Origin of the sequence: Plantactinospora sp. KLBMP9567, assembly GCF_033446045.1 — a bacterium.
GTDB lineage: Bacteria > Actinomycetota > Actinomycetes > Mycobacteriales > Micromonosporaceae > Plantactinospora.
Genome location: NZ_JAWQRR010000009.1, coordinates 300,102 through 321,066, shown reverse-complemented (window position 1 = coordinate 321,066; position 20,965 = coordinate 300,102). Strand labels below are relative to the sequence as shown.

At 72.4% G+C, this 20,965-nt stretch carries 21 protein-coding genes, 1 pseudogene and 1 riboswitch; of the genes and pseudogenes, 7 read left to right on the top strand and 15 right to left on the bottom strand.

The genetic code is table 11. From position 1 onward, the window contains the following. Window positions 1-55: 55 nt before the first annotated feature. The 3 genes and pseudogenes from R6Y94_RS07325 to R6Y94_RS45050 all read right to left on the bottom strand — a co-directional run. Entirely contained in the window at window positions 56-862 is an 807-nt protein-coding gene (locus tag R6Y94_RS07325; protein ID WP_318394999.1) for an NAD(P)-dependent oxidoreductase, read from the bottom strand. A gap of 516 nt (window positions 863-1,378) precedes the next feature. After that, window positions 1,379-1,630: a UTRA domain-containing protein gene (locus R6Y94_RS07320; protein ID WP_318394998.1), complete on the bottom strand. Its 252-nt coding sequence runs from the start codon at window positions 1,628-1,630 to the stop codon at window positions 1,379-1,381. A gap of 40 nt (window positions 1,631-1,670) precedes the next feature. Beyond that, window positions 1,671-1,985: pseudogene (locus R6Y94_RS45050) on the bottom strand (GntR family transcriptional regulator); the annotation flags it as partial. A 280-nt stretch (window positions 1,986-2,265) separates the two neighbouring features. Here R6Y94_RS45050 and R6Y94_RS07310 point away from each other — a divergent pair. Further along, window positions 2,266-2,637 (top strand): VOC family protein, encoded by a 372-nt coding sequence (locus tag R6Y94_RS07310; RefSeq protein WP_318394996.1) that lies wholly within the window; start codon window positions 2,266-2,268, stop codon window positions 2,635-2,637. Between the two features lie 67 nt (window positions 2,638-2,704). Here R6Y94_RS07310 and R6Y94_RS07305 read toward each other — a convergent pair whose 3' ends face one another. Next, window positions 2,705-4,957: a glycoside hydrolase family 127 protein gene (locus R6Y94_RS07305; RefSeq protein WP_318394995.1), complete on the bottom strand. Its 2,253-nt coding sequence runs from the start codon at window positions 4,955-4,957 to the stop codon at window positions 2,705-2,707. Between the two features lie 454 nt (window positions 4,958-5,411). Beyond that, window positions 5,412-6,185, bottom strand: coding sequence for an IclR family transcriptional regulator (locus R6Y94_RS07300; protein WP_318394994.1), 774 nt, complete (start codon window positions 6,183-6,185; stop codon window positions 5,412-5,414). A gap of 100 nt (window positions 6,186-6,285) precedes the next feature. Here R6Y94_RS07300 and R6Y94_RS07295 point away from each other — a divergent pair, with 100 nt between their 5' ends. After that, window positions 6,286-6,558 carry a hypothetical protein gene (locus tag R6Y94_RS07295; RefSeq protein WP_318394993.1) on the top strand — a complete coding sequence of 91 codons (273 nt, stop codon included), beginning with the start codon at window positions 6,286-6,288 and terminating at the stop codon, window positions 6,556-6,558. Between the two features lie 371 nt (window positions 6,559-6,929). On the opposite strand, the gene R6Y94_RS07290 is transcribed toward R6Y94_RS07295, so the two are convergent. After that, window positions 6,930-7,403, bottom strand: a complete 474-nt coding sequence (locus R6Y94_RS07290; protein WP_318394992.1) for a GNAT family N-acetyltransferase — start codon at window positions 7,401-7,403, stop codon at window positions 6,930-6,932. Between the two features lie 228 nt (window positions 7,404-7,631). Here R6Y94_RS07290 and R6Y94_RS07285 point away from each other — a divergent pair, with 228 nt between their 5' ends. The 3 genes from R6Y94_RS07285 to R6Y94_RS07275 all read left to right on the top strand — a co-directional run bounded on the left by R6Y94_RS07285 (window position 7,632) and on the right by R6Y94_RS07275 (window position 10,759). After that, complete coding sequence (locus R6Y94_RS07285) at window positions 7,632-8,699, top strand: M20/M25/M40 family metallo-hydrolase (protein WP_318394991.1); 1,068 nt, start codon at window positions 7,632-7,634, stop codon at window positions 8,697-8,699. Between the two features lie 307 nt (window positions 8,700-9,006). Then, window positions 9,007-9,714, top strand: a complete 708-nt coding sequence (locus tag R6Y94_RS07280; RefSeq protein WP_318394990.1) for a hypothetical protein — start codon at window positions 9,007-9,009, stop codon at window positions 9,712-9,714. Then, complete coding sequence (locus R6Y94_RS07275) at window positions 9,707-10,759, top strand: TrmH family RNA methyltransferase (RefSeq protein WP_318394989.1); 1,053 nt, start codon at window positions 9,707-9,709, stop codon at window positions 10,757-10,759. Before R6Y94_RS07280 ends, R6Y94_RS07275 begins: the two co-directional genes overlap by 8 nt. Window positions 10,760-10,919: 160 nt before the next feature. Here R6Y94_RS07275 and R6Y94_RS07270 read toward each other — a convergent pair whose 3' ends face one another. From R6Y94_RS07270 to R6Y94_RS07255, 4 genes are all read right to left on the bottom strand, one after another. Beyond that, on the bottom strand, window positions 10,920-11,525 hold the full coding sequence (locus R6Y94_RS07270; protein WP_318394988.1) for a hypothetical protein: 606 nt from the start codon (window positions 11,523-11,525) through the stop codon (window positions 10,920-10,922). Then, window positions 11,515-11,949, bottom strand: a complete 435-nt coding sequence (locus R6Y94_RS07265) for a MarR family winged helix-turn-helix transcriptional regulator (protein WP_318394987.1) — start codon at window positions 11,947-11,949, stop codon at window positions 11,515-11,517. Before R6Y94_RS07265 ends, R6Y94_RS07270 begins: the two co-directional genes overlap by 11 nt. Before the next feature lie 227 nt (window positions 11,950-12,176). Further along, window positions 12,177-13,199, bottom strand: a complete 1,023-nt coding sequence (locus R6Y94_RS07260) for a hypothetical protein (RefSeq protein ID WP_318394986.1) — start codon at window positions 13,197-13,199, stop codon at window positions 12,177-12,179. A 3-nt stretch (window positions 13,200-13,202) separates the two neighbouring features. Then, window positions 13,203-13,336, bottom strand: a riboswitch (cyclic di-AMP (ydaO/yuaA leader). A 253-nt stretch (window positions 13,337-13,589) separates the two neighbouring features. Next, window positions 13,590-14,618, bottom strand: a complete 1,029-nt coding sequence (locus R6Y94_RS07255) for an SDR family oxidoreductase (RefSeq protein WP_318394985.1) — start codon at window positions 14,616-14,618, stop codon at window positions 13,590-13,592. A gap of 208 nt (window positions 14,619-14,826) precedes the next feature. Between R6Y94_RS07255 and R6Y94_RS07250 the strand changes: the two genes are divergently transcribed. Then, window positions 14,827-15,537 (top strand): polysaccharide deacetylase family protein, encoded by a 711-nt coding sequence (locus R6Y94_RS07250; protein ID WP_318394984.1) that lies wholly within the window; start codon window positions 14,827-14,829, stop codon window positions 15,535-15,537. A 114-nt stretch (window positions 15,538-15,651) separates the two neighbouring features. Here R6Y94_RS07250 and R6Y94_RS07245 read toward each other — a convergent pair whose 3' ends face one another. Together R6Y94_RS07245 and R6Y94_RS07240 are read right to left on the bottom strand one after the other, a co-directional pair. After that, on the bottom strand, window positions 15,652-16,773 hold the full coding sequence (locus R6Y94_RS07245; protein ID WP_318394983.1) for a glycosyltransferase family 2 protein: 1,122 nt from the start codon (window positions 16,771-16,773) through the stop codon (window positions 15,652-15,654). A gap of 174 nt (window positions 16,774-16,947) precedes the next feature. Continuing rightward, window positions 16,948-17,493: a hypothetical protein gene (locus tag R6Y94_RS07240; protein ID WP_318394982.1), complete on the bottom strand. Its 546-nt coding sequence runs from the start codon at window positions 17,491-17,493 to the stop codon at window positions 16,948-16,950. Between the two features lie 286 nt (window positions 17,494-17,779). Here R6Y94_RS07240 and R6Y94_RS07235 point away from each other — a divergent pair, with 286 nt between their 5' ends. Next, window positions 17,780-18,091: a hypothetical protein gene (locus tag R6Y94_RS07235; RefSeq protein WP_318394981.1), complete on the top strand. Its 312-nt coding sequence runs from the start codon at window positions 17,780-17,782 to the stop codon at window positions 18,089-18,091. Window positions 18,092-18,131: 40 nt separating this feature from the next. Here R6Y94_RS07235 and R6Y94_RS07230 read toward each other — a convergent pair whose 3' ends face one another. The 3 genes from R6Y94_RS07230 to R6Y94_RS07220 all read right to left on the bottom strand — a co-directional run bounded on the left by R6Y94_RS07230 (window position 18,132) and on the right by R6Y94_RS07220 (window position 20,785). Next, a complete protein-coding gene (locus R6Y94_RS07230; RefSeq protein WP_318394980.1) occupies window positions 18,132-18,605 on the bottom strand; it encodes a ribose-5-phosphate isomerase in 474 nt (157 codons plus the stop codon). Between the two features lie 164 nt (window positions 18,606-18,769). Continuing rightward, window positions 18,770-20,044, bottom strand: a complete 1,275-nt coding sequence (locus R6Y94_RS07225; RefSeq protein WP_318394979.1) for a DUF1015 family protein — start codon at window positions 20,042-20,044, stop codon at window positions 18,770-18,772. A gap of 111 nt (window positions 20,045-20,155) precedes the next feature. After that, window positions 20,156-20,785, bottom strand: coding sequence for a DsbA family protein (locus R6Y94_RS07220; RefSeq protein ID WP_318394978.1), 630 nt, complete (start codon window positions 20,783-20,785; stop codon window positions 20,156-20,158). Window positions 20,786-20,965: the final 180 nt, after the last annotated feature.

The following is a 20,965-nucleotide window of genomic DNA, read 5'->3' as shown; positions in this document are numbered from 1 at the left end:
CCCTGTCCGCCCCTGTGGCACCAACGAATCGGCCGCCGACAGGGTTGCGTGGGCGCTAGCCGGTGGTGCTCCAGGTCAGCGCCCCGGCCGGCGCGTCGACCATGATCTGGCGTACGACCTCCGGGCCGAGGCGCGTACGCAGTCGGGGCAGGAACCGGTCGGGCAGGTACGCCAGTCCCGGCATCCCGCCGTACCCGACGTACCGGCTGCGGCGGGCGACATCGCCGCCGAGTAGCAGGTGCCCGGCCATCCCCTCCGCGCACAACGCCGCGATCAACTCGATCAGCGCACTGTCCGGCCGCTCCCGGTGCCGGGCCATCCCGTCGTAGCCGAGGTACGCACCCCGCTGGGCCAGTTCCACCTGCAGCCCCGGGTCCGGGTTCCGATCCGCGTGCGCCAACACCACCCGCCTCGCATCGACACCGTCCGGCCCGCCGGCCGTCCGGACGGGATGCTTCGGAGTGTCGCCGCCGAGCACCGCCAGCAGGTCGACCACGGCGAGCGAGCCCATCCGGTCGATCGCCTCCACGGTCCGTGCCCCGATGTGCGGAGTCAGTACCACCCGGTCGGCCAAATCCTCGGCGAGCAGCGGCGAACCGGCACCGGTCGACTCCGTGTCGAGGGTGTCGGCGGCGTACCCGGCGATTCGGCCGGTGCGCAGCGCCTCGGCGAGGGCCGGCTCGTCGACCAGGTCGGCGCGGGCGGTGTTGACCGGAAGCAGCCCGTCCCCGGCCCCGGCCAGCCACTCGGCGTCGACCAGCGGCCGGCCGACACCGGGGGCGTGCAGCGAGATCGGAGATCGGAGATCGGCGGAGCATGCATGTCCTCGCGCGGGCCGCCGACCACGCCATAGCTCTGACACACACTGTCGAGCTGGGTGCACAAACGGGGCGGGACATTCCGGACAGCTACCGAGCGGAGAGCCCGATCGCCGGACGCCGGACCGGGACCGGGATCGGGACCGGGACCGGGACCGGTGGAGGTTGGCCGCCCCGGAACCGCGACCGCTGGATGGCGACCACCCCGGGACCGAGACCGGGCTGATGAGTGGTGACCACCCCGGGACCGGGTCGGGCGGGACCGGGAGTGGTTCGTGGGCGCACGGACGGGGCAGCTCGACAGGCGCGCGGACGGACACCCTCCGCTCGCCGCCACCCGTCCCTGCCCGCCCACAGCCCAGGTGTGCGACTGCCCGGAGTGGGCCGCGGCGGCGTGCGACACACTGGCAACCAAGATTCTTGGCAAGAAAGGGCGCGGAGCGAACCAGAATTCGCCAAGAATCTTGCGGTCCGCGCGTCCCGGGGGCCACGCGTTCCGAGGCCGGGGCGGGGGGGAGGTTGCGAGGGAGAGTCCCGGTCGTGGTGCGGGCGGGGATGTGTCAGGCTTTGACGAGTACGAGTGGGGTGCCGACCCTGCCACTCGCCGTGGCCCGGGTCAGCTCGACCTGGAACCGGCTGCGGTCCCTCCGGTGCAGCGCGAGGAAACTCTCCACCGGACGGCCGGACTCCCCGATGCTGATGCTGTGCAGCGCGAGCACGGGATCGCCGCGCCGGATGCCGAGCAGTCTCGCCTGGGCGGCGCTGGCCACCGCCGCCTCGACCGAGCACCCCCCGGACCAGTCGCACGCCATAGGACGATTCGAGCACCTGGTAGCGCGACCGGTCGGTGAGGTCCTCGTCGACGAGTCCCGGGGCGGGATTGGCCGGCAGGTGGGTTACGGTCCAGACCCACGGCTCGTCGTCGACGAAGCGCAGCCGTTCCAGGTGGATCACCGGCTCGCCCGGGGCGATCTCCAGGTCGGCGGCGACGGCGGCGTCCGCCGGCAGCACCTCGGCCGGGCGTACCTCGCTGCGCAGGTGGCCGCCCCGGGCGGCGACGTCCTCGAAGAGCCCGGTGAGGGACTGCACCAGCCCTCCAGCGGTCTTCGGATGCGCGACGAAGGTGCCCCGGCCCTTCACCCGCTCGATGACGCCCTCGTTCTCCAGGTCGGTCAGGGCCTGCCGGACGACCGTACGGGAGACGTCCTACTTGGCGCACAGCTCGTGGTCGCCGAGCAGGCGGTCGCCCGGTTGGCGGCGGCTCCGCTCGATGTCCCGAACAATCAGTTGCTTGAGTTGGTAATACATCGGCAGCGGCGAGCCGCGGTCGATCCGGTCACCTGCCTCCTGTCATGAGAGGACAACAGGCAACGGATTACGGCAATACCGCCCGGCCCCGACCACGAACGCGGACGGAGATGTCGCACCCGCGTCCTACGCTGGCCCGATGGACTGGAAGATCGAACTTATCCCCGTTCCGGTGACCGACGTCGACCGGGCCAAGGCCTTCTACGAGAAGGTGGGGTTCAACGCCGATCACGACCACAGGGTGCACGAGGGTCTGCGGTTCGTGCAGTTGACCCCGCCCGGCTCGGCCTGCTCGATCGTGATCGGTGACGGCATCACCGACAGGACGCCCGGCACGCAGGAGATCCAGGTCGTGGTGGCCAACGCCGAGGCGGCGCGTGGGCAGTTGCGTGAAGCGGGCGTCGAGGCGAGCGATGTCGACCCACAACCGTGGGGGACCTTCGTCTACTTCCGCGATCCGGACGGCAACCGCTGGTCGCTGCAGGCGATCGAGTCGCGCCCGAACGGTTAGGCCCTGACGCCACGCGGTTGGACCTGACGCCACACCGGGGGCGTGGCGCCAGGTCATCGGTACCGTCTCAGGACTTCAGTTCGTCCTCCGCGTTGCCGGCGGCGGTGATGATGTCCCAGCGCTCGTCCCGGGTGATCAAGCCGGCCTGCACCCACTCGGTCGAGGTCCGGGAGACCCTGGTCATGAACTGGCTGTGGTTCTTGAACGGTGCCACCGCCCAGACCTCGTCGAGGAAGGACGTACCGTCCGGCCGCTCCCGGTTGGGCACTCCGGAGTCATGCGAGCCGAAGACGATTGCCGGTTCGCTGCGCCGGAAATAGACGTGGTGCGCCTGCGTGTCGCCGATGTAGAGCGGCCGCAGCGTGTGCTCGTTGGTGGTGAAGGTGCCGTCGCCGGCCGGTACGACCGCCCGGGACAGGTCACCGGCCAGGGTGAAGTGCCGGTAGAGCGAGAACTCCTTGAAGCTGTTGCCGGTGCCCAGCGCCGGCAGCAGCACCGGACCGTTGAAGACCGCCTGGACGTCCGGGTCGTCCAACGCCTTCTCCAGCCGGAGTACGAACGGGATGGTCACCTCGATAGTGTCGCCGGGCTTCCAGTTCCGCTGGATGCTCAGGTAGCTGGCCGGGGTGACCTTGCCCTTCCGGGCCACCCCATTGATCTTGACCGAGAAGCCCTTCGCCCAGCCCGGCACCCGGAGCCGGATGTCCAGCCGGCCCCGGCCCTGCACCGTCAGCTTGGCCTGCTCGCTGCGCGGATAGTCGGTCTCCTGCCGGATGATGAACCCGTTCGCCTCCCAGGTCAGCACCGACGCGACGTAGAGGTTGACGTAGAGCGTCGAGTTGTCGGCGGACCGGAAGTAGACGGACTCCTGATATTTGGTGTGGTTCTCCAGGCCCGACCCGCCGCAGCAGGTGCCGGTGTTGCCGTAGCCCCGGGTGCTGCCCGGGGTCAGCGGCAGGAAGTAGGTGACGTTCGGGGTGGTGGCGCTCTCGGTGTCCCGCTTCGAGCCGAGGATGTGGTTGAGCAGGGTGCGCTCGTAGTACTCCATGTAGGTCGGGTCCGGGTCGTGGAAGAACAGGTTCCGGGCCACCTTGAGCAGGTTGTACGACGTACACGTCTCGGCGCCGTTCCCGGCGATCGAGTTGGCGATGTTTCCCCTCGGCTGGAACAGTTCGGCGTTGGTGTTCGCCGGCAGGTCCGGGGTCGCCGGCCAGGTGCCGCTGGTGCCGCCGTGCGCGTACATCCGGTGCGGCACCACCATGTGCCAGAAGTTTTCCGTCGCCGCGTGGTACGTCTCCTCGGCCCCCTGGTCGAAGACCCGCAGGTAGCCGACGAACTGCGGCACGTGGGTGTTCGCGTGCAGCCGGGTGATGATGTCCCGGTCCTCCACGCTGGCGTCGAAGAGCGACTGCCGGTTGTCGAAGCACTTCGCCGTGGCCAGGTACTTCGGGTCACCGGTGAGGGCGTGCAGGTCCGCCATCACCTCGTTCATCCCGCCGTACTCCCCGGCGATGTAGATGGCCCACATCCGGTTCAGGGTCTCCCGGGGCAGCACCGAGAGCCGGCCGTGCACCCAGTCGCCCATCGCGGTGACCACGGCGAGCGCCTGGGCGTTGCCGGCCAGCAGGTACGAGTCGAGCAAGCCCCGCATGATCTTGTGACAGGTGTAGTACGGCGCCCAGATCGTCGGGTACGTGGCGAAGGACTCCAGCCGGACGAACTGGTCCTCCGGATAGGCGGCCAGGAAGCCGGGGTGGCTGTACTTCCCGCTCGCCGCCATCGCTGCCTGGCAGGCAGCCAGTTCGGCGACGATGTAGTCCACCTTGTCTCCGAAGAGCGAGTCGCCGGTGGAGGCGTACGCCTGGGCGAAGGCGGTGATCAGGTGCCCGCTGTAGTGACCGCGCAGGTTGCCGGTGGCGTCGTCCCAACCGCCCGGCGGGCTCGACCCCTCCGGCAGCGGCAACCCGGCGGTGACCCGGAAGTTGTGCAGCACCCGGTCGGCCGGGTACGCCCGGAGCAGGTTCAGCACCCGGTCCCGCTTCTCGGCGAAGAGCGTACCGTCGAGCAACTCGACCTGGTCCAGCCCGAACGGCTTCACCGCCCAGCGCGGGTTGCGGTCGTAGAAGTCTCCCTGGGACAGCGTCGCGGCGGTCACCGCGGCCCCGTCCGGTACGGCGGCGACGCGGGCCGGCGCTGCTTCGGCGGGCGCGGCCGAAGCCGCTCCGACCGGCAGCTGGGTCGCGGCGACGGTGCCGGCGGTCACCGCGCCGACGGTCCGCAGGAAACGGCGACGGTCAAGTGCGTGCTGGTCTGCGACCACTGTCAACCTCCTCGGTGGTGGCTCTGGTGTCTCCGGCGCCCGTCCCGCCGATCGCGGCGCGGCAGGCACCGACGTGCTGGCTGACTTCCGATCCGTTGCGGCACCTGACGTCCCGGGGCGTTCGGTGACGCCTCGTCACCTCTCGGCAGGTCGGTGTCGATGTGATCGCTAACATTCAACCAGAGACATGGTCTGCCATGATTGCGACAGTTGTCGAATTTCTGGGCCCCGATCGACCACCGACAGTTCGGCGGCGATCAGTTCGACGGCACGCCGGGCCAGGGCGCCGGCCCGATCTCGGACAGGGCGTGGCGAACCAGGGCGGGGCCGGTGCGGTGCCGCTTCGGCTCGAAGAAGTTGTCGTACCGGGCGAGCCAGCACAGGTGTCGCCAGATCTTGACCGCGTCCTCGTCGTCCGGCAGTTGACCGGGTACCGGTCCGAAGATGCTCCCACTCAGCGGTAGAGGCTCTCGCCCAGCTCCTTCGCCGCCTCCCGGAGCGCCTCGACGGCCCGGTTCACCCCTTCCGGCCCCATCCGGGCGGTCGGGCCGGCGATGGTCAGCGAGGCGACCGGGATGCCGCTGCGATCCGGCAACGGTACGCCCACCGCCACCAGCCCCGGCTCGCTCTCCCCGTGGTTGACCGAGTAGCCCTGCGCCCTGGCCTCGGCCAACTCCTCGAACAGGGTGGCCCGGTCGGTGTTGGTCGCCTCGGTCACCTGCTCCAGCTTCTCGTGCGGATAGAGCCGCTGGACCGCCTCCAGCGACATGCCGGCGAGCAGCACCTTGCCGCCGGACGAGGCGTGTGCGGGCAAACTGACCCCGGCTCGGGAGGCGACCCGGACGGCGTTCGCCGACTCGACCGAATCCACGAACCGGACGTGGTTGCCCTCCAGGATCTGCAGGCTGGCGGTCTCGCCGGTCGTCGCCACCAGGCGCTCCAGGTACGGCCGGGCCTTGCGCCGGACGTCGAGCTTGGACAGCGCGCCCATCCCGACCTCGATCAGCACCGGCCCCGGGTGGTACGCCCGGGTAGTCGGGTTCTGCGCCGCGAAACCGCGGTAGACGAGCATGGCCAGCAGCCGGTGCGCGGTGGAGCGGGCGACGTTCAGCTCGTCGGCCGCCTCGGCGACCCGGATGCTCGGCTTGGACTTGAGCAGCAGCAGGAGCCGCAGGGCATGGTCGACCGAGGCGATGTGATACGGCGGAACGGCCGACTCATTCTTCATGGCGGAATAGTAGCCAGGGTCTTGCTACTGTGCAGACTCGCGACGTAGGTTTCTGCCGGAGAGCACCGGCCACCCGCGCTACCCACGACCCGGCGTCGCGATGCGTTCGAGCGCCAGCACCGGGCTGCTCCGCAACTCCGGCGCAGATTCCGTGCACATCGCGCCGTTGGTCAATGGGAGATTGTTCCATGTCACTGACCGGCTCGCGTTGCAAGACTCGGTGGTCGGCGGCACCGAGATCCCGGCCGCCGGGATCGCCCTGCTCACCCCTCCGGACGAGGTGCCGTACCTGGCCAGCTTCATCAACCACGGCCCGACCTCGCCGCCGGCCCGGCTGGTGGGCGCAGTCGGCGTCGGCTCGCAACCGGGGTGACCGCCGATCAGCCGACACCGCGCTGCCAGGACCGGCACCCGGTACCGCCGGGCGGGCGGCCCGGCTGACCAGGATGAGCGACCTGGGAACGGAGTAGTCGGTGCGCGGAGTGTCGAGCTGGGTGCATAGGCGGGGCACGGAAAGTCGGGGGTTGCCGAGACCGCGCATGCGATGCGGTTCGGGCCGACCGGCGGCGGGGCCCGGGCTCGGACAGCCCGGGAGGGTGGGCGTACAAGCGGGGCAGCTCGACAGTCTCCCCGGCAGATACGCCAGCCCCGTCCCACCTCGCACCCGACCCGACGTCAGGAGATCGCCAGCCCGAGAGGTACCGGACACAACGGGTTACCCGATCAACCGTCAAAGACGGCGCACTACTCCAGGCGCAGCAGGGTCTCCTCGATCTCGGCCTGCCGGGCGTTGGCGAAGGAGGTCTCGACTCCGACGATCTCGAACCCGGCCTTGCGGAGTACCCGAAGCGAGCCGGCGTTGTCGGTGGCGACCCGGGCGTGCAGCGGCCGGACGGTGACCAGGTCGAGCAGGAACGCCAGTGCCGCGCTCGCGATGCCGCGCCCCCAGGCCGTACGGTCGATCCAGTAGGTGATCTCGGTGTCGCCGTCGACGACGAAGCTGCCGATGCTGCCGACCAGCGCACCGTTCCAGGTGACCGCCCGCAGCACCACGTCGGCCGAGCCGCGCAGCCGGGCCAACCGCGCGTCGAAGGCCGGCCGGTCGTCCGGATCCTCGACCGTGAAGGCCGCCATCCGGACCGACGCCGGGTCACGCGACTGCGCGAAGAGCGCGTCGAGGTCCGCGTCCCGCACCGGCCGCAGCGCGACGATCCCCATGCCGGCCCCTCCGTCTCCCCGGTCGCCGTGGCGCGGCCCGCCGCGCCTCGCCGACGAGGCGACGAAGCGACGAAGCGACGCCGGCAACCTAACAGGGGCCACCGACACCGACCGGCGACCCGTTCCGCGCCGCCGAGCTGCGGTGCCGTGCCGGCACCGATCGCGGGTTGCGGCGGGCAGCCATGATCGCAGGGGACGGTACCGGCGACGTTGCCTACGGAGGCATTGATGGTCCTCACCGCCCAGCCACGACTGCGCTCCCTGCCACCCGTGATGGCCGAGCGGTTGGCCACGGTACGGGCCGGTGTCGATGAGGCGCGGCTGCGCCGGCACGTGGAGCGGCTGGACGCGCCACGCGGTCGGTACCATGCGGCACCGGCGATGACCAGGGCCGAGTCGTACGTGGCCGGGGAGCTGGAGCGGGCCGGCTGGCGAGTCGACCGGCGGGAGTTCACCGTGCCGGGCGACTCGGTCGCCGGGGTCAACCTGCTCGCCGAGCCACCGGGCGAGGAGGGCGCCGACTCGCGCCGGCCGACGGTGCTGATCGGCGCGCACCTGGACACCGTGCCGGGCAGTCCCGGCGCCGACGACAACGCCTCCGGGGTGGCCTGCCTGCTGGAACTCGCCCGGATACTGCCGGAACTCGGGCTGGCGCGGCACGTCCGGCTGGCCGTCTTCGACGAGGAGGAGACCGGGCTGCACGGATCGCGGGCGCTTGCCGGCGAGTTGGGTACGCTCGGCCGCCCCGCCGCGGTCGTGGTCTTCGAGTGCATCGGGTTCTACTCGGCCCTGCCCGGCAGCCAGGTACTGCCGTCCGGTGCCGGACTGGTCTATCCGGGACAGCGCCGCCGGATCCGGCAACGCGGCTGGCGCGGCGACTGGACGCTGGTGGCGTACCGGCAGTCGGCGGGGCGGCTGGCCCGGCTCTTCGCCGAGTGCCTGACCCAGCTTGCCGGCCCCGGTACGGCGCTACTGGCCCGGGACGCGCTCGACCTGCGCCTCGCCGGCCCGCTGCTGCGCCGGTACGTGCCGAGCACCGAACACTTCGCCCGCAGCGACCACCAGCCGTTCTGGGACATCGGCGTACCGGCGATCCAGATCACCGACACCGCCGACTTCCGCAACCCGTACTACCACCAGCCCGGCGACACCCCGGATACCCTCGACTACCGCCGGATCGCCGATATCGCCGCCGCCACCGCCGTGAGCCTGGCCGGCCTCGGCATCAACTGTCCGACCGGCGGTTCGTCGGTACGCGGTGGTCGGTCCGACCACGGATGCCAGCCCCGGCGGTAGAGCGTGGTGCGGGGGCTGACCGGCGCCGGTCGCGGCGGCCCGCCAGGCGCCAGGTTCGGTCGGTCACCGGTTCCAGCCACCACGTCACCGCGAATCGCCCCAGGAAGGCAACGATGCCGAGCGCCATCGCACACCGCCTCCGATCGGAGACCCGCATCCTATCGACCGCTGCCACCCCGGCGGCGCTGTCGGCCGGCCGTCGGGCGGTGCCTTGGACCGGCCCTCGGGCGGCGGCGAAATCGGGTGGAGCCGCCCGCCCGGCTCCTGGTACCAAAGAGCCGATGCCGACATCGAGATCCCGTACCGCGTGAGTCGTAGCCTGCACACCGACCCGTATCCGATCCGTGCCGCCCGCCGACTCGACGCGCCCCGGGGCCGGCGCGCGGCCGAGCCGAGGGTGCGGCGCCGCCGCGCCCGCCGGCCGGGGCCCGAGCCGGAGCCCGGGCTCCCGATCCCGTACTCCCCACCCCGGCTCCCGATCCGGGAGTCTCCGGCCCGGCCGGGCTTCCTGCATCCGGCGACCGTCGGCGACATCACCCGCCTGCTGGACTTCTTCGGCCCCGAGCTGCGATACGGGCTGCGCGCCGTCGAACTGCGGCACGCCGTCGGCGCCGACCGGCCCGGGCCGGTCCTCGCGACGCTGCTGGTGCCGGGCGTCGTGATCCTGCACGAGCAGCCGCGACCGCCGTGGACCGTCCCCGGCCGGCTGCTGCCGCGGTCCCGGGCCCGGCTGGTCCGGGCCGGTGCCCGGGTCGAGTCCGCCGCGACGCTGACCCGGATCGACTGGCCCGGTACGACACTGCGCGACCTCGTGCTCTTCGACGGCCTGCTGCACGAGATCGGCCACCACCTGGTGCAGCACGCCACCGGCAAGCGGACCGTCCGGGTACGCCGGACCGCCGACCACGAGCGGTACGCGGACGAGTTCGCGGCCCGCTGCCGGCGGCGCTGGGCGGCCGCCACCGCTTCCGGGGCGGCTAGGAATCCGACCGGTACGGCGGCGGCTCGTGGCTAGCCGCGCCCGACTGGTCGGCGACGGCCTGGAGAACCCGGCGAACGCGTACGCGCTGCGGGACGCCGCCGCCATGTTCGGGGTGCCGTGCCTGTTCCGGGACGGCCGGGGGCTGGCCGGGCGCTGGTCCGCCGAACGGGCCGGCGGGCCGCTGGACATGATCGGCAGCACGGAGCTGCTGGACCCGTCGACCCCGATCGTCGCGGTCGAGAACGCACCCGGCGCGACATCCGTGTTCGGTACCGCGCCACCCGCCGGACGGCCGTCGATCGTGGTCGGCAACGAACGTCTCGGCGTACGGCCGGACGTGCTGCGGTCGGCCGCGCGGTGCGTACAGATCCCGATGGCGGGACGCGGGGTGAACACCCTGAACGTCGCTTCGGCCGCCGCGGTGGCCCTGCACTACCTGGTGGCGGCGTCCGGCCGGCGTACCGTCCGGGGCGCCCGTCCCGAGTCGCGACGACCGGCCGTACTGCTGCTCGGGCCCGGTGACCACGTCGAGGCGGGCAGCACGCTGCGCTCGGCCGCCGCCTTCGGTTGGCAGACGGTGGGGCTGGACGATCGGGCGAAGGTGTGGTGGGGCACGCCCCGGCCGGTACGTACCGAGGCCCGGGCCGCCGCACGCAGCTCCCGCAATCCGCTCCGGGTGGTACCCGTGCCGGCGGAGCGACCGGTGCCGGCCCGGCGGGTGGTGGTCGCCGGCCTGCGGGTCGCCGGTCCGCCGCTGCACCGGGTGGACCTGACCGGCGGCCCGGAGACCCTGCTGGTGATCCCGGACGAGGAGGCGACCGGGCCGGCCGAGGACTGGCGCCGGCTCGGTCCACGAGTGGAGTTCGCCCGGCTGGAGGTGCCGGCCGCGGGCGTGCCGTACCGCTACCGGCTGGTGGCGGCGATCGTGCTGGCCGAGGTCGCCCGGCAGCTCGGTACCCGCGCCTCCGGGCGTACCGGCCCGGCACCCCGGCACCGCCCCCGCTATGACAGCAGCCTCACCCTGGTCGACTCCCCGGACGCCGAGCTGGTCATCCCGGCGGAACTGGAGGCGTACTGAGTCAGGAGGTGCCGAGGTCGCCCGCACCGCGGCGGCGAGCTAGTCCAGATAGAGCCGGGAGCTGACGTACGTCCCGTCCTCCATCGGCACGACGCCGTGCATGTTCCGCTGTTGCCTGACAGCACGTCGACTCCGGCCGGCCCCGCTCCAACCGGCCGCGTTACGCCGGCACCCGTCCCCCGTCCGGACCGGACGGTTGCCCGTGCTCGGCGTGCGGTCCGTGGTCGGAGACCTGGACGTCGAACCAGGCGTGCAGGGCACGCAACAGCCCCGGCTCGGTCGTCCGGTAGTCCAGTCGTGCCCCGGCGGGCAGCTCGGAATAGTCGATCCGGATCCGGCCGGCACCGGCCCGCAACTCCGCCAGCCCCGGCATCTCCGCCCCGTGGATCCGGGCCGGGTCGGTGAAGTCGCCCCGGCGGAACCGCTCGGCCTCCGCCCGCAGGTGTTCGCGGACGAGGTCCACCTGCCGCTGCTCCACCGGCCCGTCCGCAGTGACCGTCTGAAGGCCGCCGTCGGCGGTCGGGGTGAACCGGTGGGTGGTGCGTTCGAGGTCGAACGGCATGACCTCGCGACCGCGTTCGGCGACCTCGGCCTGCCGCCGGGCGTCGGCCCGAGCGCCCTCGTCCCGCCCCCGGTCGACGACGAAGAGTACGGCGGCGGCCACGGCGAGGGCGGCCAACCCGGCGGCGCAGCCCAGCAGGAGCCGGCGGCGGCCCGGCCGGTACGACGTGGGGTCGCTGCTGGTCATCGGCTTGTCACTGGTCATCGGCAGCCTCCGCGAGCCGTCGCACGGCGGCCAGGATCGCCGGCCGTTCGTCGGGTGGAATCCGGTCGAGTAGCGCGGCGAACCGGGCCTCCCGGGCCGCGGCGAGCCGATCGGCGGCCCGGCAGCCCTGCGCGGTGAGGGTGAGCCAGACTCCCCGGCCGTCGCCGGCCGCACCCGTCCGCTCCAGCCAGCCTCGGCCGACGAGCTGGCCGACCAGCCGGCTCACCGTGCTCTTCTCCAGGCGCAACCGGCGGGCCAGCTCGACCTGGCGCAGCCCGCCCTCCCGGTGGATCTCGGCGAGGGCGTGTGCCTCGGAGACGGACATCGCCTGCCCGCACGGGGTCTGCTCCGGCCTGTGCAGCCCGAACATCCGGACGAAGTGGCTGACCGCGTCCCGCATGGCACGCGCCTCGTCGGAACTCATGGTTGCACAGTACAACCAACTTGGTGCAGCATACAACCAGTTGATCACGATCCCTTTCGACCGCTATCCGCGCCGCCCGGTCGGCCAGAAAGCCATGGACCCCCGTGGCGATGGCCGGAGATGACGGCCATCCGCCGATGATGCCAGCCGGTACGCCACCTGTCCGCACAACGCGACCGCCCCGTCGCCTGGCGGGCAGGTGACGGGGCGGTCGGAGTTGGCTCGGGCTACAGCATGGAGACGTGCACGTGGTCGGTGTGGTCGCTCGGACCGCTGTAGGAACTCCAGCCCTCGTCCGGGAACCAGATCTCCTTGTACCAGATCACGTAGAGGATGCCGAGCCGGTCCGAGTTGCGGATCAGGAACGCGGCCAGGTCGTTGCCGTACTTCATCTGGTCGTCGTTGGCGGCCCGGCTGAACCCGGAGTTGCGCAGCGACCAGTCACAGGCGCGGCCCTTCGGATGCTCGAACGGCCCACCCGGCCGGAAGCAGCCGACGAACCTCTTGAAGCCCGCCCGGCGCACCTCGTTGTACATGTGGAGTGTCCGGGCGGTGATGCAGCCGCCGGTGGTCGGGTCGTCCCGGTTGCAGGGCAGCCCCGGGAAGCCGTCCGCCATCCCCGGCCCGGGACGGGCGACCGGCGAGGTGGCCGCCACCAGGCCCTTGTCGGGACGCGAGTTGCCGCCCACCAGGGCGAGCGCCTTCTTCGCGTCCGACTGCTGCTTCTTGATGATTTTCTCTTGCGCGGCCTGCTTGGCGACCTCGTCGTCGATCGCCTTCTTGGCCGCGCCGACCTCGTCCCGCGCCTCGTTGAGCGCCCGGAGCTTGCTGTTGTTGAACAGGTTCAGCTCGTTGAGCGCCGAAGCCCGCTCCATGAACGCGCTGGACGAGGAGTCGGCAGAGTTGTTGCTCAGCAGCATCGCGATGGCGCTGAGCTTGCCGCTGCGGTAGGACTCGGCCGCGATCTCGCTCGCCTCCGGAGTGAGTGCCGCCAGCCGGGCCTCCGCCTGCTTCAACTGGTTGCCGAGCTGCTGCTGCCGCCGCTGGGACTTGGTTCGTTCGGCCTTCGCCTCGGCGAGCCGCTTGCCGGCGCTGGCGAGCACGTCTCCGAGCACCGGCGAGTCGGCCTCTTCCTGAGGGGCCGGTTTCGGCGCGGGCGCCGCCGACGCCTCCGACGGGACCACGACCAGAGCTGCGGCGGTGAGCAGTGCCAGGGCAGTCGCCAGCCTTCGGCGTAGGGGTGCCCTCACATGTATCCCTTCCGTCGGCCGCCGACCGGGTTAGCTGACGGGTTCGGGATGGAAGTGGTCCCTACCGCTCTCGCGGATTCACCCCAGGGGTGCGTGGGTCCCCGGCTCGCCGTGTGGCGATTAGGCGGCGATCAGCGCCGGACCACGCGGTATCCGGCGGCTATGAACGGCAGACAGCATACCCGGTTTCACTTCCGGAATGGCAAGACCCGTTCACGGGCAAAGGCGTTGCCGGGCAACGACTATCAGTAATCACGGCTTGTCGAACGCATCGAAGGACGTGCTTTGCCCGCCATTATCGACTAGCTGCTGTCGGCTATTTACCATGCGCGTTCCCACCCGTCCGACGTGCGGAAACGTGTCCAGGATGGTCGGTCGGTGATTCTCCGGTCACCGCCTGCGCCAGGGCGCTGTGCCGAACAGCACACCGGCCACCGTACCGGCCGAGAGGAGACCCGCCGTCACCGCGCCCCGGTGCTGGGACAGCCAGAGTTGCGGACTCCGTGTCCGGTACGGCGTGTCGAACGCGCCGTGCGCGCCCGGATCCGCCCCGGTGCCGTCGTCGACCGGGTGCCAGAGGTTGGCCGGTCGGTTCCGGTCGGCCGGCTGCTCCGTCTGCTGGCCGGAGTACCCGGTCCGGGCCAGGTACCGGTCGAGCAGCCCGGGCAGGCACCGGTTGCCCAGGATGGTGCCGACCGTCGAGGCGCCGACCCAGTACTCCCGCCGGCCCGGCCGGTCGGCCGCGTACACGATGGCCCGGGCCGCCACTTCGGGCTGGTAGATCGGTGGCACCGGTCGGGCCCGGTTGCACAGCCGGGACAGCACCCAGTCGAACTGCGGGGTGTTCAGCGCCGGCAGGTGCACCATGGTGAGCCGGACCGGGCTCCGGTCGTGCAGCAGTTCACAGCGCAGCGACTCGGTGAACCCGACGATGGCGTGCTTCGCGCCGCAGTACGCGGACTGCAGCGGAATCGACCGGTAGGCCAGTGCCGAACCGACCTGCACGATCGTGCCGGTCCCGCGCGGGCGCATCCGGTCGAGCGCGGCCCGGGTGCCGTGGACGTACCCGAGGTAGCAGACCTCGGTCACCCGCCGGAACTCCTCCGGCCCGATCTCCGTGAACGGCGCGAACACCGAGGCCATCGCGTTGTTGACCCACAGGTCGATCGACCCGAGTTCGCTGGTCGCCCGGTCCGCGGCCGCCTCGACCTGGCGGTGGTCGGCCACGTCGGTCTCGATCGGCAGCGCCACACCCCCGGCCGCACGGACGTCCTCGGCCGCGCCCCGCAGACCGCTCCCACCCCGGGCCAGCAGCGCCAGCCGCATCCCCCGGCTGGCCAGCAGCCTGGCCGTTGCCCGGCCCACCCCGGCACTCGCTCCGGTGATCACCGCTACCCGCGCCGCAGGTCGCCCGCGCATCCCGCTCCCCCGTCCCGAACCTCCCGGACCGCCGGGCGCCGGCTACCCGACCGAAGCTCCGACAAACTCCACCGATCGGGCAGGACGGCACGGAGTGTGGGAGACGCGGAAGACCGGAGCAACCGGGGCAAGCCACCCGTCCGGGTGAGGATGAAGACCGGCCGCGCGGGTAACCGCGTCCGCGATGGTGCGGCGGGTGGAGGAACGAGTGCGCGGACGCGCGGTACCGGCGACGACCGTCGGTGCCGCGCTGGCCGCCCAGGTGGTGCCGGCCCTGACGGTGCTGCCCGGGGTACGGCTGCGGTTCTTCCCCCGGCTGAGCGGACGCGGCTCCCCGGGGCACGTCGCGCTCACCTTCGACGACGGCCCCGACCCGGCCTCCACCCCGCTCTTCGTCGAGACCCTGGCCGCGCACCGGACCCGCGCGACGTTCTTCCTGCTCGGGTCGATGCTGGCCCGGGCACCGGAGCTCGGCCTGGACCTCGCCGCCGCCGGGCACGAGGTGGCGGTGCACGGCTGGGCGCACCAGAACCTGCTGCTCCGCGGCCCGCACGCGACCTACCGCGACCTCGCCCGGACCCGCGAGCTGATCGGTGCGGTGACCGGCCGGGTACCCCGGTTCTTCCGCCCGCCGTACGGGGTGTTCAGCGCCGCCGCCCTGATGGCCGCGCGCCGGCTGGAGCTGACCCCGGTGCTCTGGACCTGCTGGGGACGGGACTGGACCCGGTCGGCGACCCGCTCCTCGGTACTCGACACGCTGCGCGGCGGGCTGGCCGGCGGCGGAACGGTGCTGCTGCACGACTCCGACTGCACCTCCGCACCGGGTGCGTGGCGGGCCAGCCTCGCCGCGCTGCCGTACCTGCTGGAGGAGTGCCTCCGCCGGGGCTGGCAGGTCGGCCCGCTCGGCGAACACGGCTGACCCGGCGGCCCACGATCACCTCCGGGGGTGCGATCAGCCGCTGCCCGTTGATCGAGACCCCCTGCGGCAGCCCTGACCGGCGCGCCGAGTTCGACGCCGCTACCGGGAGCGTGCTCAGCCCACCCGGTCGGTCACCTCACCGGGTACCGCCTCGGCGCGGCTGCCCGGTACGGCCGGCGCGGCCGATCCGGTGGTGCCGGCCGCCTGCCGCGCGGCGGAGAGCGGGTGCCGGGCCCGGGTCACCACGCCGGCGTGCGCCCGCCGTGCCGCCTGGAGCGCGGTGAAGAGCCCGTACGCGCCGCGACCGACCAGCCGGTGCTTGAGCCCGGCGGCGCCGCCCGGCGGCTGGTAGCCGGCCGGTGGCAGGTGGGCCCGGTACCGGGTGACGATCTCGGCGAAGAACTCGCGACGGCGGCTCGGCGGCACCCGCCGGGGATGGCCGAGCACCTGCAACAGGTGCCAGATCATCCGCTGGAAGATCAGGTGCCGCAGTTCGGCCGGCACTGCCGGGTCGGCGTCCAGGCCGGCCAGGACCCGGTCCCAGTGCGCGAAGACCTCGAAGTGCCGCTCACTGACCGTTGCGGTGATCGCCCCCTCCGGGCGCTGCCGGTACGCGTAACAGCACCGGTCCAGCAGGGTGATCCGCCGCGCGGCGAGCATCAGCGGGAAGCTGAACGAGACGTCCTCGTACCAGCCGGGGCCGAAGGTCAGGCCCAGATCGAGGAGGAACCGGCGCCGGATCACCTTGTTGCAGGTGATGTGCAGCACCGACAGCAGGGCCGGTCGCTCCCCCAGCGTGAACGTCTCCGGCACCGGACTCCCGGCGCCGACCGGGGAGAGCGACAGGTGCCGGGTCCCGCCGTTGGGGTAGTACCGGGTGTACGCGGTGACCAGCAGGTCCGGCCGGGTCCGGGCCAGCCGCCCGGCGACGGCGGTGAGGCTTCCCTCGGGCAGCCAGTCGTCGCCGTCGACGAACCACACGTACTCGCCGGTGGCCCGGGACAGGCCGGCGTTGCGGGCCGCCCCGAGCCCCTGGTTGCGGTCGAGGGTGACCACCACCAGCCGGGAGTCGCGTTCGGCGTGCCGGGCCAGGATCGCCGCGCTGCCGTCGCTGGAACCGTCGTCCACCGCCACCAGCTCAAGGTCGCGAAAGGACGTGTCGAGTATGGAGTCCAGGCAGTCGGCCAGGTACTCCCGCACCTGGTAGACCGGGACTATCACGCTGAGCAGGGTCACCGTGGCAACCTCCGGTGGAGGACGGAGACCGAATAGTAGCGCCGAGTAATCGACCGCCACGCGCTCAGTAACTATCGAGTGACCAAATTGTGATTTGTCGTTTCGATCGACACCTGTCCGAATCGACCGTTGATCCCGCCCGACGGTCCCGGCCGGACACCGGCACGGCCCCGCTCAGAGCCCCGCCACCCAGTTCCACAGGTCGACGACCCACTCGGTCTGGCGCAGGTACGCCACCCCGACCCCGGCCAGGAAGAGCCCGGTGACCAGGTGAGCACCCCGGGCACTGCGGCGTACCCGGCCGAGCTGGCGCTCCCAGACCACCCGGCCGACCAGCCGGGCCAGCGCGAAGAGGCCGACCGCGACGAAGAGGGTGAGCACGAAGGTCACCACCGGACTGGTCAGGTCGCCCCGGGCCGAGATCGCCCAGATCCCCCAGCAGACGAAGGCGAAGAGACCGCCCAGCATGCTCCAGTGCCGCCCGATGCGGAGTTGCCGCCAGTGGTAACCCGGCGGGAGCTGCTGCCGCTGCTGCTCCGCCACCGGCCACCCGGTACCGGTCGGCTCGTGCGGCGCCTCGGGCTCGGTACGCGGCCGAGGCACCCCGACCTGCGCCACACCCCGCCGGAAGCCCTCGGGACCCGGCGCCATCCCCGGTCCCTCCGCACCGGGCGGCATCTCGACGGTCCGCTCGGCCCACGGCTGCGTCTGCTCTGCCATCTGTCCTGTCCTCCCCATCGGCTCGGGCCCGGAACCCGTCCCAGTTCCGAGGGTAGCCAGCCGCTACACACCGCGCCGAGCCAGCATCGACCGGTGCCGCGGCCTTCGGCCGGCACCCCGTGCCACCCGCCGGCGAGCTTTCGATCCCGGTACCGGGATGGCGCCGGCCGGTAGGGTCGGCACGTGACCGATCCGCGCCAGGGTCCCGGCCGGCTCGAACCTGCCGCTGACGGCGCCGACAAGCGACGCGAGGAGGGGGCATGACCGAGCAGAGCGAGGAGGGGGCATGACCGATCCGGAGCGGCGGCGGCGGAGGCTGCGGCACGACCCGTCGAGTGGTGCCGGCGGCCAGCCCGGGGAGGGCCGTCGCGGCGGTGACCCGGGCACCGGACCGGGAGCCGGGGACGACCGGGACGCGGAACGCGGCCTGCGCGGGCTGATCGGCTCGGGCGCCTCCCAGGTGAGTGTCGGGGCGGCGATGCGGGCCCGGGACGCGGCCCGACCGACCGAGGCCGACCTCGCCGAGGCGGCCGAACGGCTGGTGCTGGTCCGGCGCAACTGGGTGCCCCGGGACGAGCTGCCGCGCGGCGGCCGCTGAGCGCCCGCCACTGGCCAGCGGGGCGGGCGGCTCGGACCCGCTACGACGCCGGCAGCGCCGGCAGCGCGCCGGAGCGCTCGTACTCGGCGACCTGTCCGATCCGTCGCGCGTGCCGCTCGTTGCCGGAGAACGGCGTGGTGAGAAACGCTTCCACGATCGCCGTCGCCTCGTCCAGGGTGTGCTGGCGAGCACCGATCGCGACCACGTTCGCGTCGTTGTGCTCCCGGGAGAGTTGGGCGGTCTCGACGTTCCAGGCGAGAGCCGCGCGTACCCCGGCCACCTTGTTGGCGGCGATCTGCTCGCCGTTGCCCGAACCGCCGATCACCACGCCCAGGCTGCCCGGATCGGCCACCACCCGGGCGCCACTGTGCAGGCAGAACACCGGGTAGTCGTCGTCCGGGTCGAAGAGGAACGGCCCGACGTCCACCAGTTCGTAGCCCTGCTTGGCCAGGTGGTTGGCCAGGTGCACCTTCAGTTCGTAGCCGGCATGGTCGGATCCCAAGTAGACGCGCATACCGCGCAGTCTGTCAGCCCGCCACGGCCACCCGCCGGCAGGCACGGCGACAGCCGGACAGATCACAGCGTGATCCGGCCGGAGAAGGCCACCCGGGCGCCCGGAACAGCTTCCAGGCGCCCGGCCGCACGGCGCGGAGCCCTACGCCGTCAGCCCGTCCGCCATCAGCCGACTGGCGCCTCCGCCGCCTCCCGGCCCAGCTCGGCCAGGACCAGGCCGGCCCGGGCCTTCGGGGTGAACCAGGTGCTCTTCCGGGGCATCTTCTGCCGGGCCAGGTTGACCGCGACGAAGTCAGGCACGGTCACCGGGGCGATCAGGACCGCCAGCTCCGCCCGGCCCGCGTCGACCTCGCCGACCAGCCAGCGCGCCGGATAGTCCCCACCGACGTACGTGATCCGCTTGTCGCCGGGGTCGAGCCCGAGCGCCTCCCGCAGCAGCACCCGCTCGACGAGCGCATGGTCCAGATTCTCCACTCCGCCGCCGGAACCGGCAGGGAGCGTGACCGCGTAGGTCGTGCCGGCCGCGTAGAGCTGGATCGTGCCGCCGGAGTCCGGCACCGCCGCCGGACCGGGCACCGGCTCGACCCGGGCGCCGGCCGCGCGCAGCCGGTCGAGCAGCTCGTCCGGGGTGCTGGTCAGCTCGCTGACCAGCCGGTTGTACGGCTGGATCGCCACCGAGGCGGGTGTGGTGATCACCGCGAGGAACCGGGCCAGCTCGCCGATCTGCGCGGCCAGGCTGCGGTGGTTGCCGTCCGCGACGACCAGCTCACCGCCGCCGGCCAGCGCCAGCAACTCGTCCTGGCCGGGCCCCGGCCCGAGCAGCCAGATGGCGTGGGTACGCCCCGCCTGGTCGGTGTCGGTCGCGGCCGGCGCACCGGCCGCGTCGGTGGCCTCGGCCAGTGCCCGGTGCAGCGCCTCGCCTGCGTTCCGCCCCGGACCGTCGTCGCCGCCGGCCTCGCCGCCGCCCGCCCGGTGGCCGGTCTGGAGCAGCAGTACCGGCGAGAGGAGATGGCCGGTCGCCTCGGCCAACGCCACCCGCTCCCGCACCTTGGCGATGAAGACGTCCTCGTTGCGGATCACCAGCCCGGGCTCGTCCGCGCTGGTGGAGATCTGGTCGGTGTCGACCATGGCGAACATTCCGTAACCGGGCTCCTCGCCGGGCGCGGTGATCCGGTAGAGCACCACGACCTGCTCGGCCGGGGTGTAGCTGCCGTCGGCCCGGGCCTGGGCCAACCGGGTCACCGCGTCGGGCAGCGCGTCGGTGAACGACCGCCCGAGGCTCTCCGGCGCCCGGTGCGGCATCTCGATCGCGAGTGCGCTGGCTGGGTTGTCCCGGATGATCGCCGTGATCTCGGCGTCGTCGGCGAACTCGTCGTAGTTCTGGGCGCCGGTGCCGCCAGTGGTGACCCAGGCGCGGGTGATCGGATGCACGACCGTCATGTGCGGGAACGCTACCGGCGGTACCGGACCCGGCGGACGGACCCCCCGCCGGTTCCCCCCGGGGGGGGGCCCGGGCGGGGGGGGGCCCGGGCGGGCCCGCCGGGGGTGCGCTCAGTCGAAGCTCGGTGCCTCGGTACGGGTCCGCTTCAGCTCGTAGAAGCCGGGGGTGCCGGCGACCAGGAGTACGCCGTCCCAGAGCCGGCCGGCCGCCTCGCCCTTCGGGGCCGGGGTGATCACCGGGCCGAAGAACGCGACGGTCTCCCCCGGCACCGGGCCGGGAGCGTGGATCACCGGCGTGCCGACGTCCTGACCGACCGGCTTCATCCCGGCGTTGTGGCTGGCCCGCAGCGCCTCGTCGTACTCGGTCGAGTCGGCGGCCTCGGCGAGCGCCGGGTCCAGCCCGACGTCGGCCAGCGCCGCCCGGTACAGCTCCGGCCCGCGGTCCTCCTTGGCGAGGTGGATCCGGTTGCCGAGCGCGGTGTAGAGCTTGGCGACCGCCTCGGAACCGTGCCGCTGCTCGACCGCGATGCAGATCCGCACCGGGCCCCAGGCGGTCTTCAGCCCCTCCCGGTACTGCTCGGGAAGGTCCTCCCGGCCCTCGTTGAGCACCGAGAGGCTCATCACCCGGAACCGGATGTCGACCGGACGGACCTTCTCCACCTCCAGCAGCCACCGGGAGGTGATCCAGGCCCACGGGCAGATCGGGTCGAAGAACATGTCAACGGACGCGCGCTCGGACACGGCGCGACTCCCTTCGTCGTAGGGGAGGCCGGAATCGGCGACACCGTTACAGATCTTCACCCCTTGGGACCCGCCACCGACAGCGGGATGAGACCGTGACCTGGAGCACCAGTGGCATCCCCGCCGGCATGAAACACTCGACGTCGAGCCGTGGGGATGGCTCGACGCTGTCAACGGGGA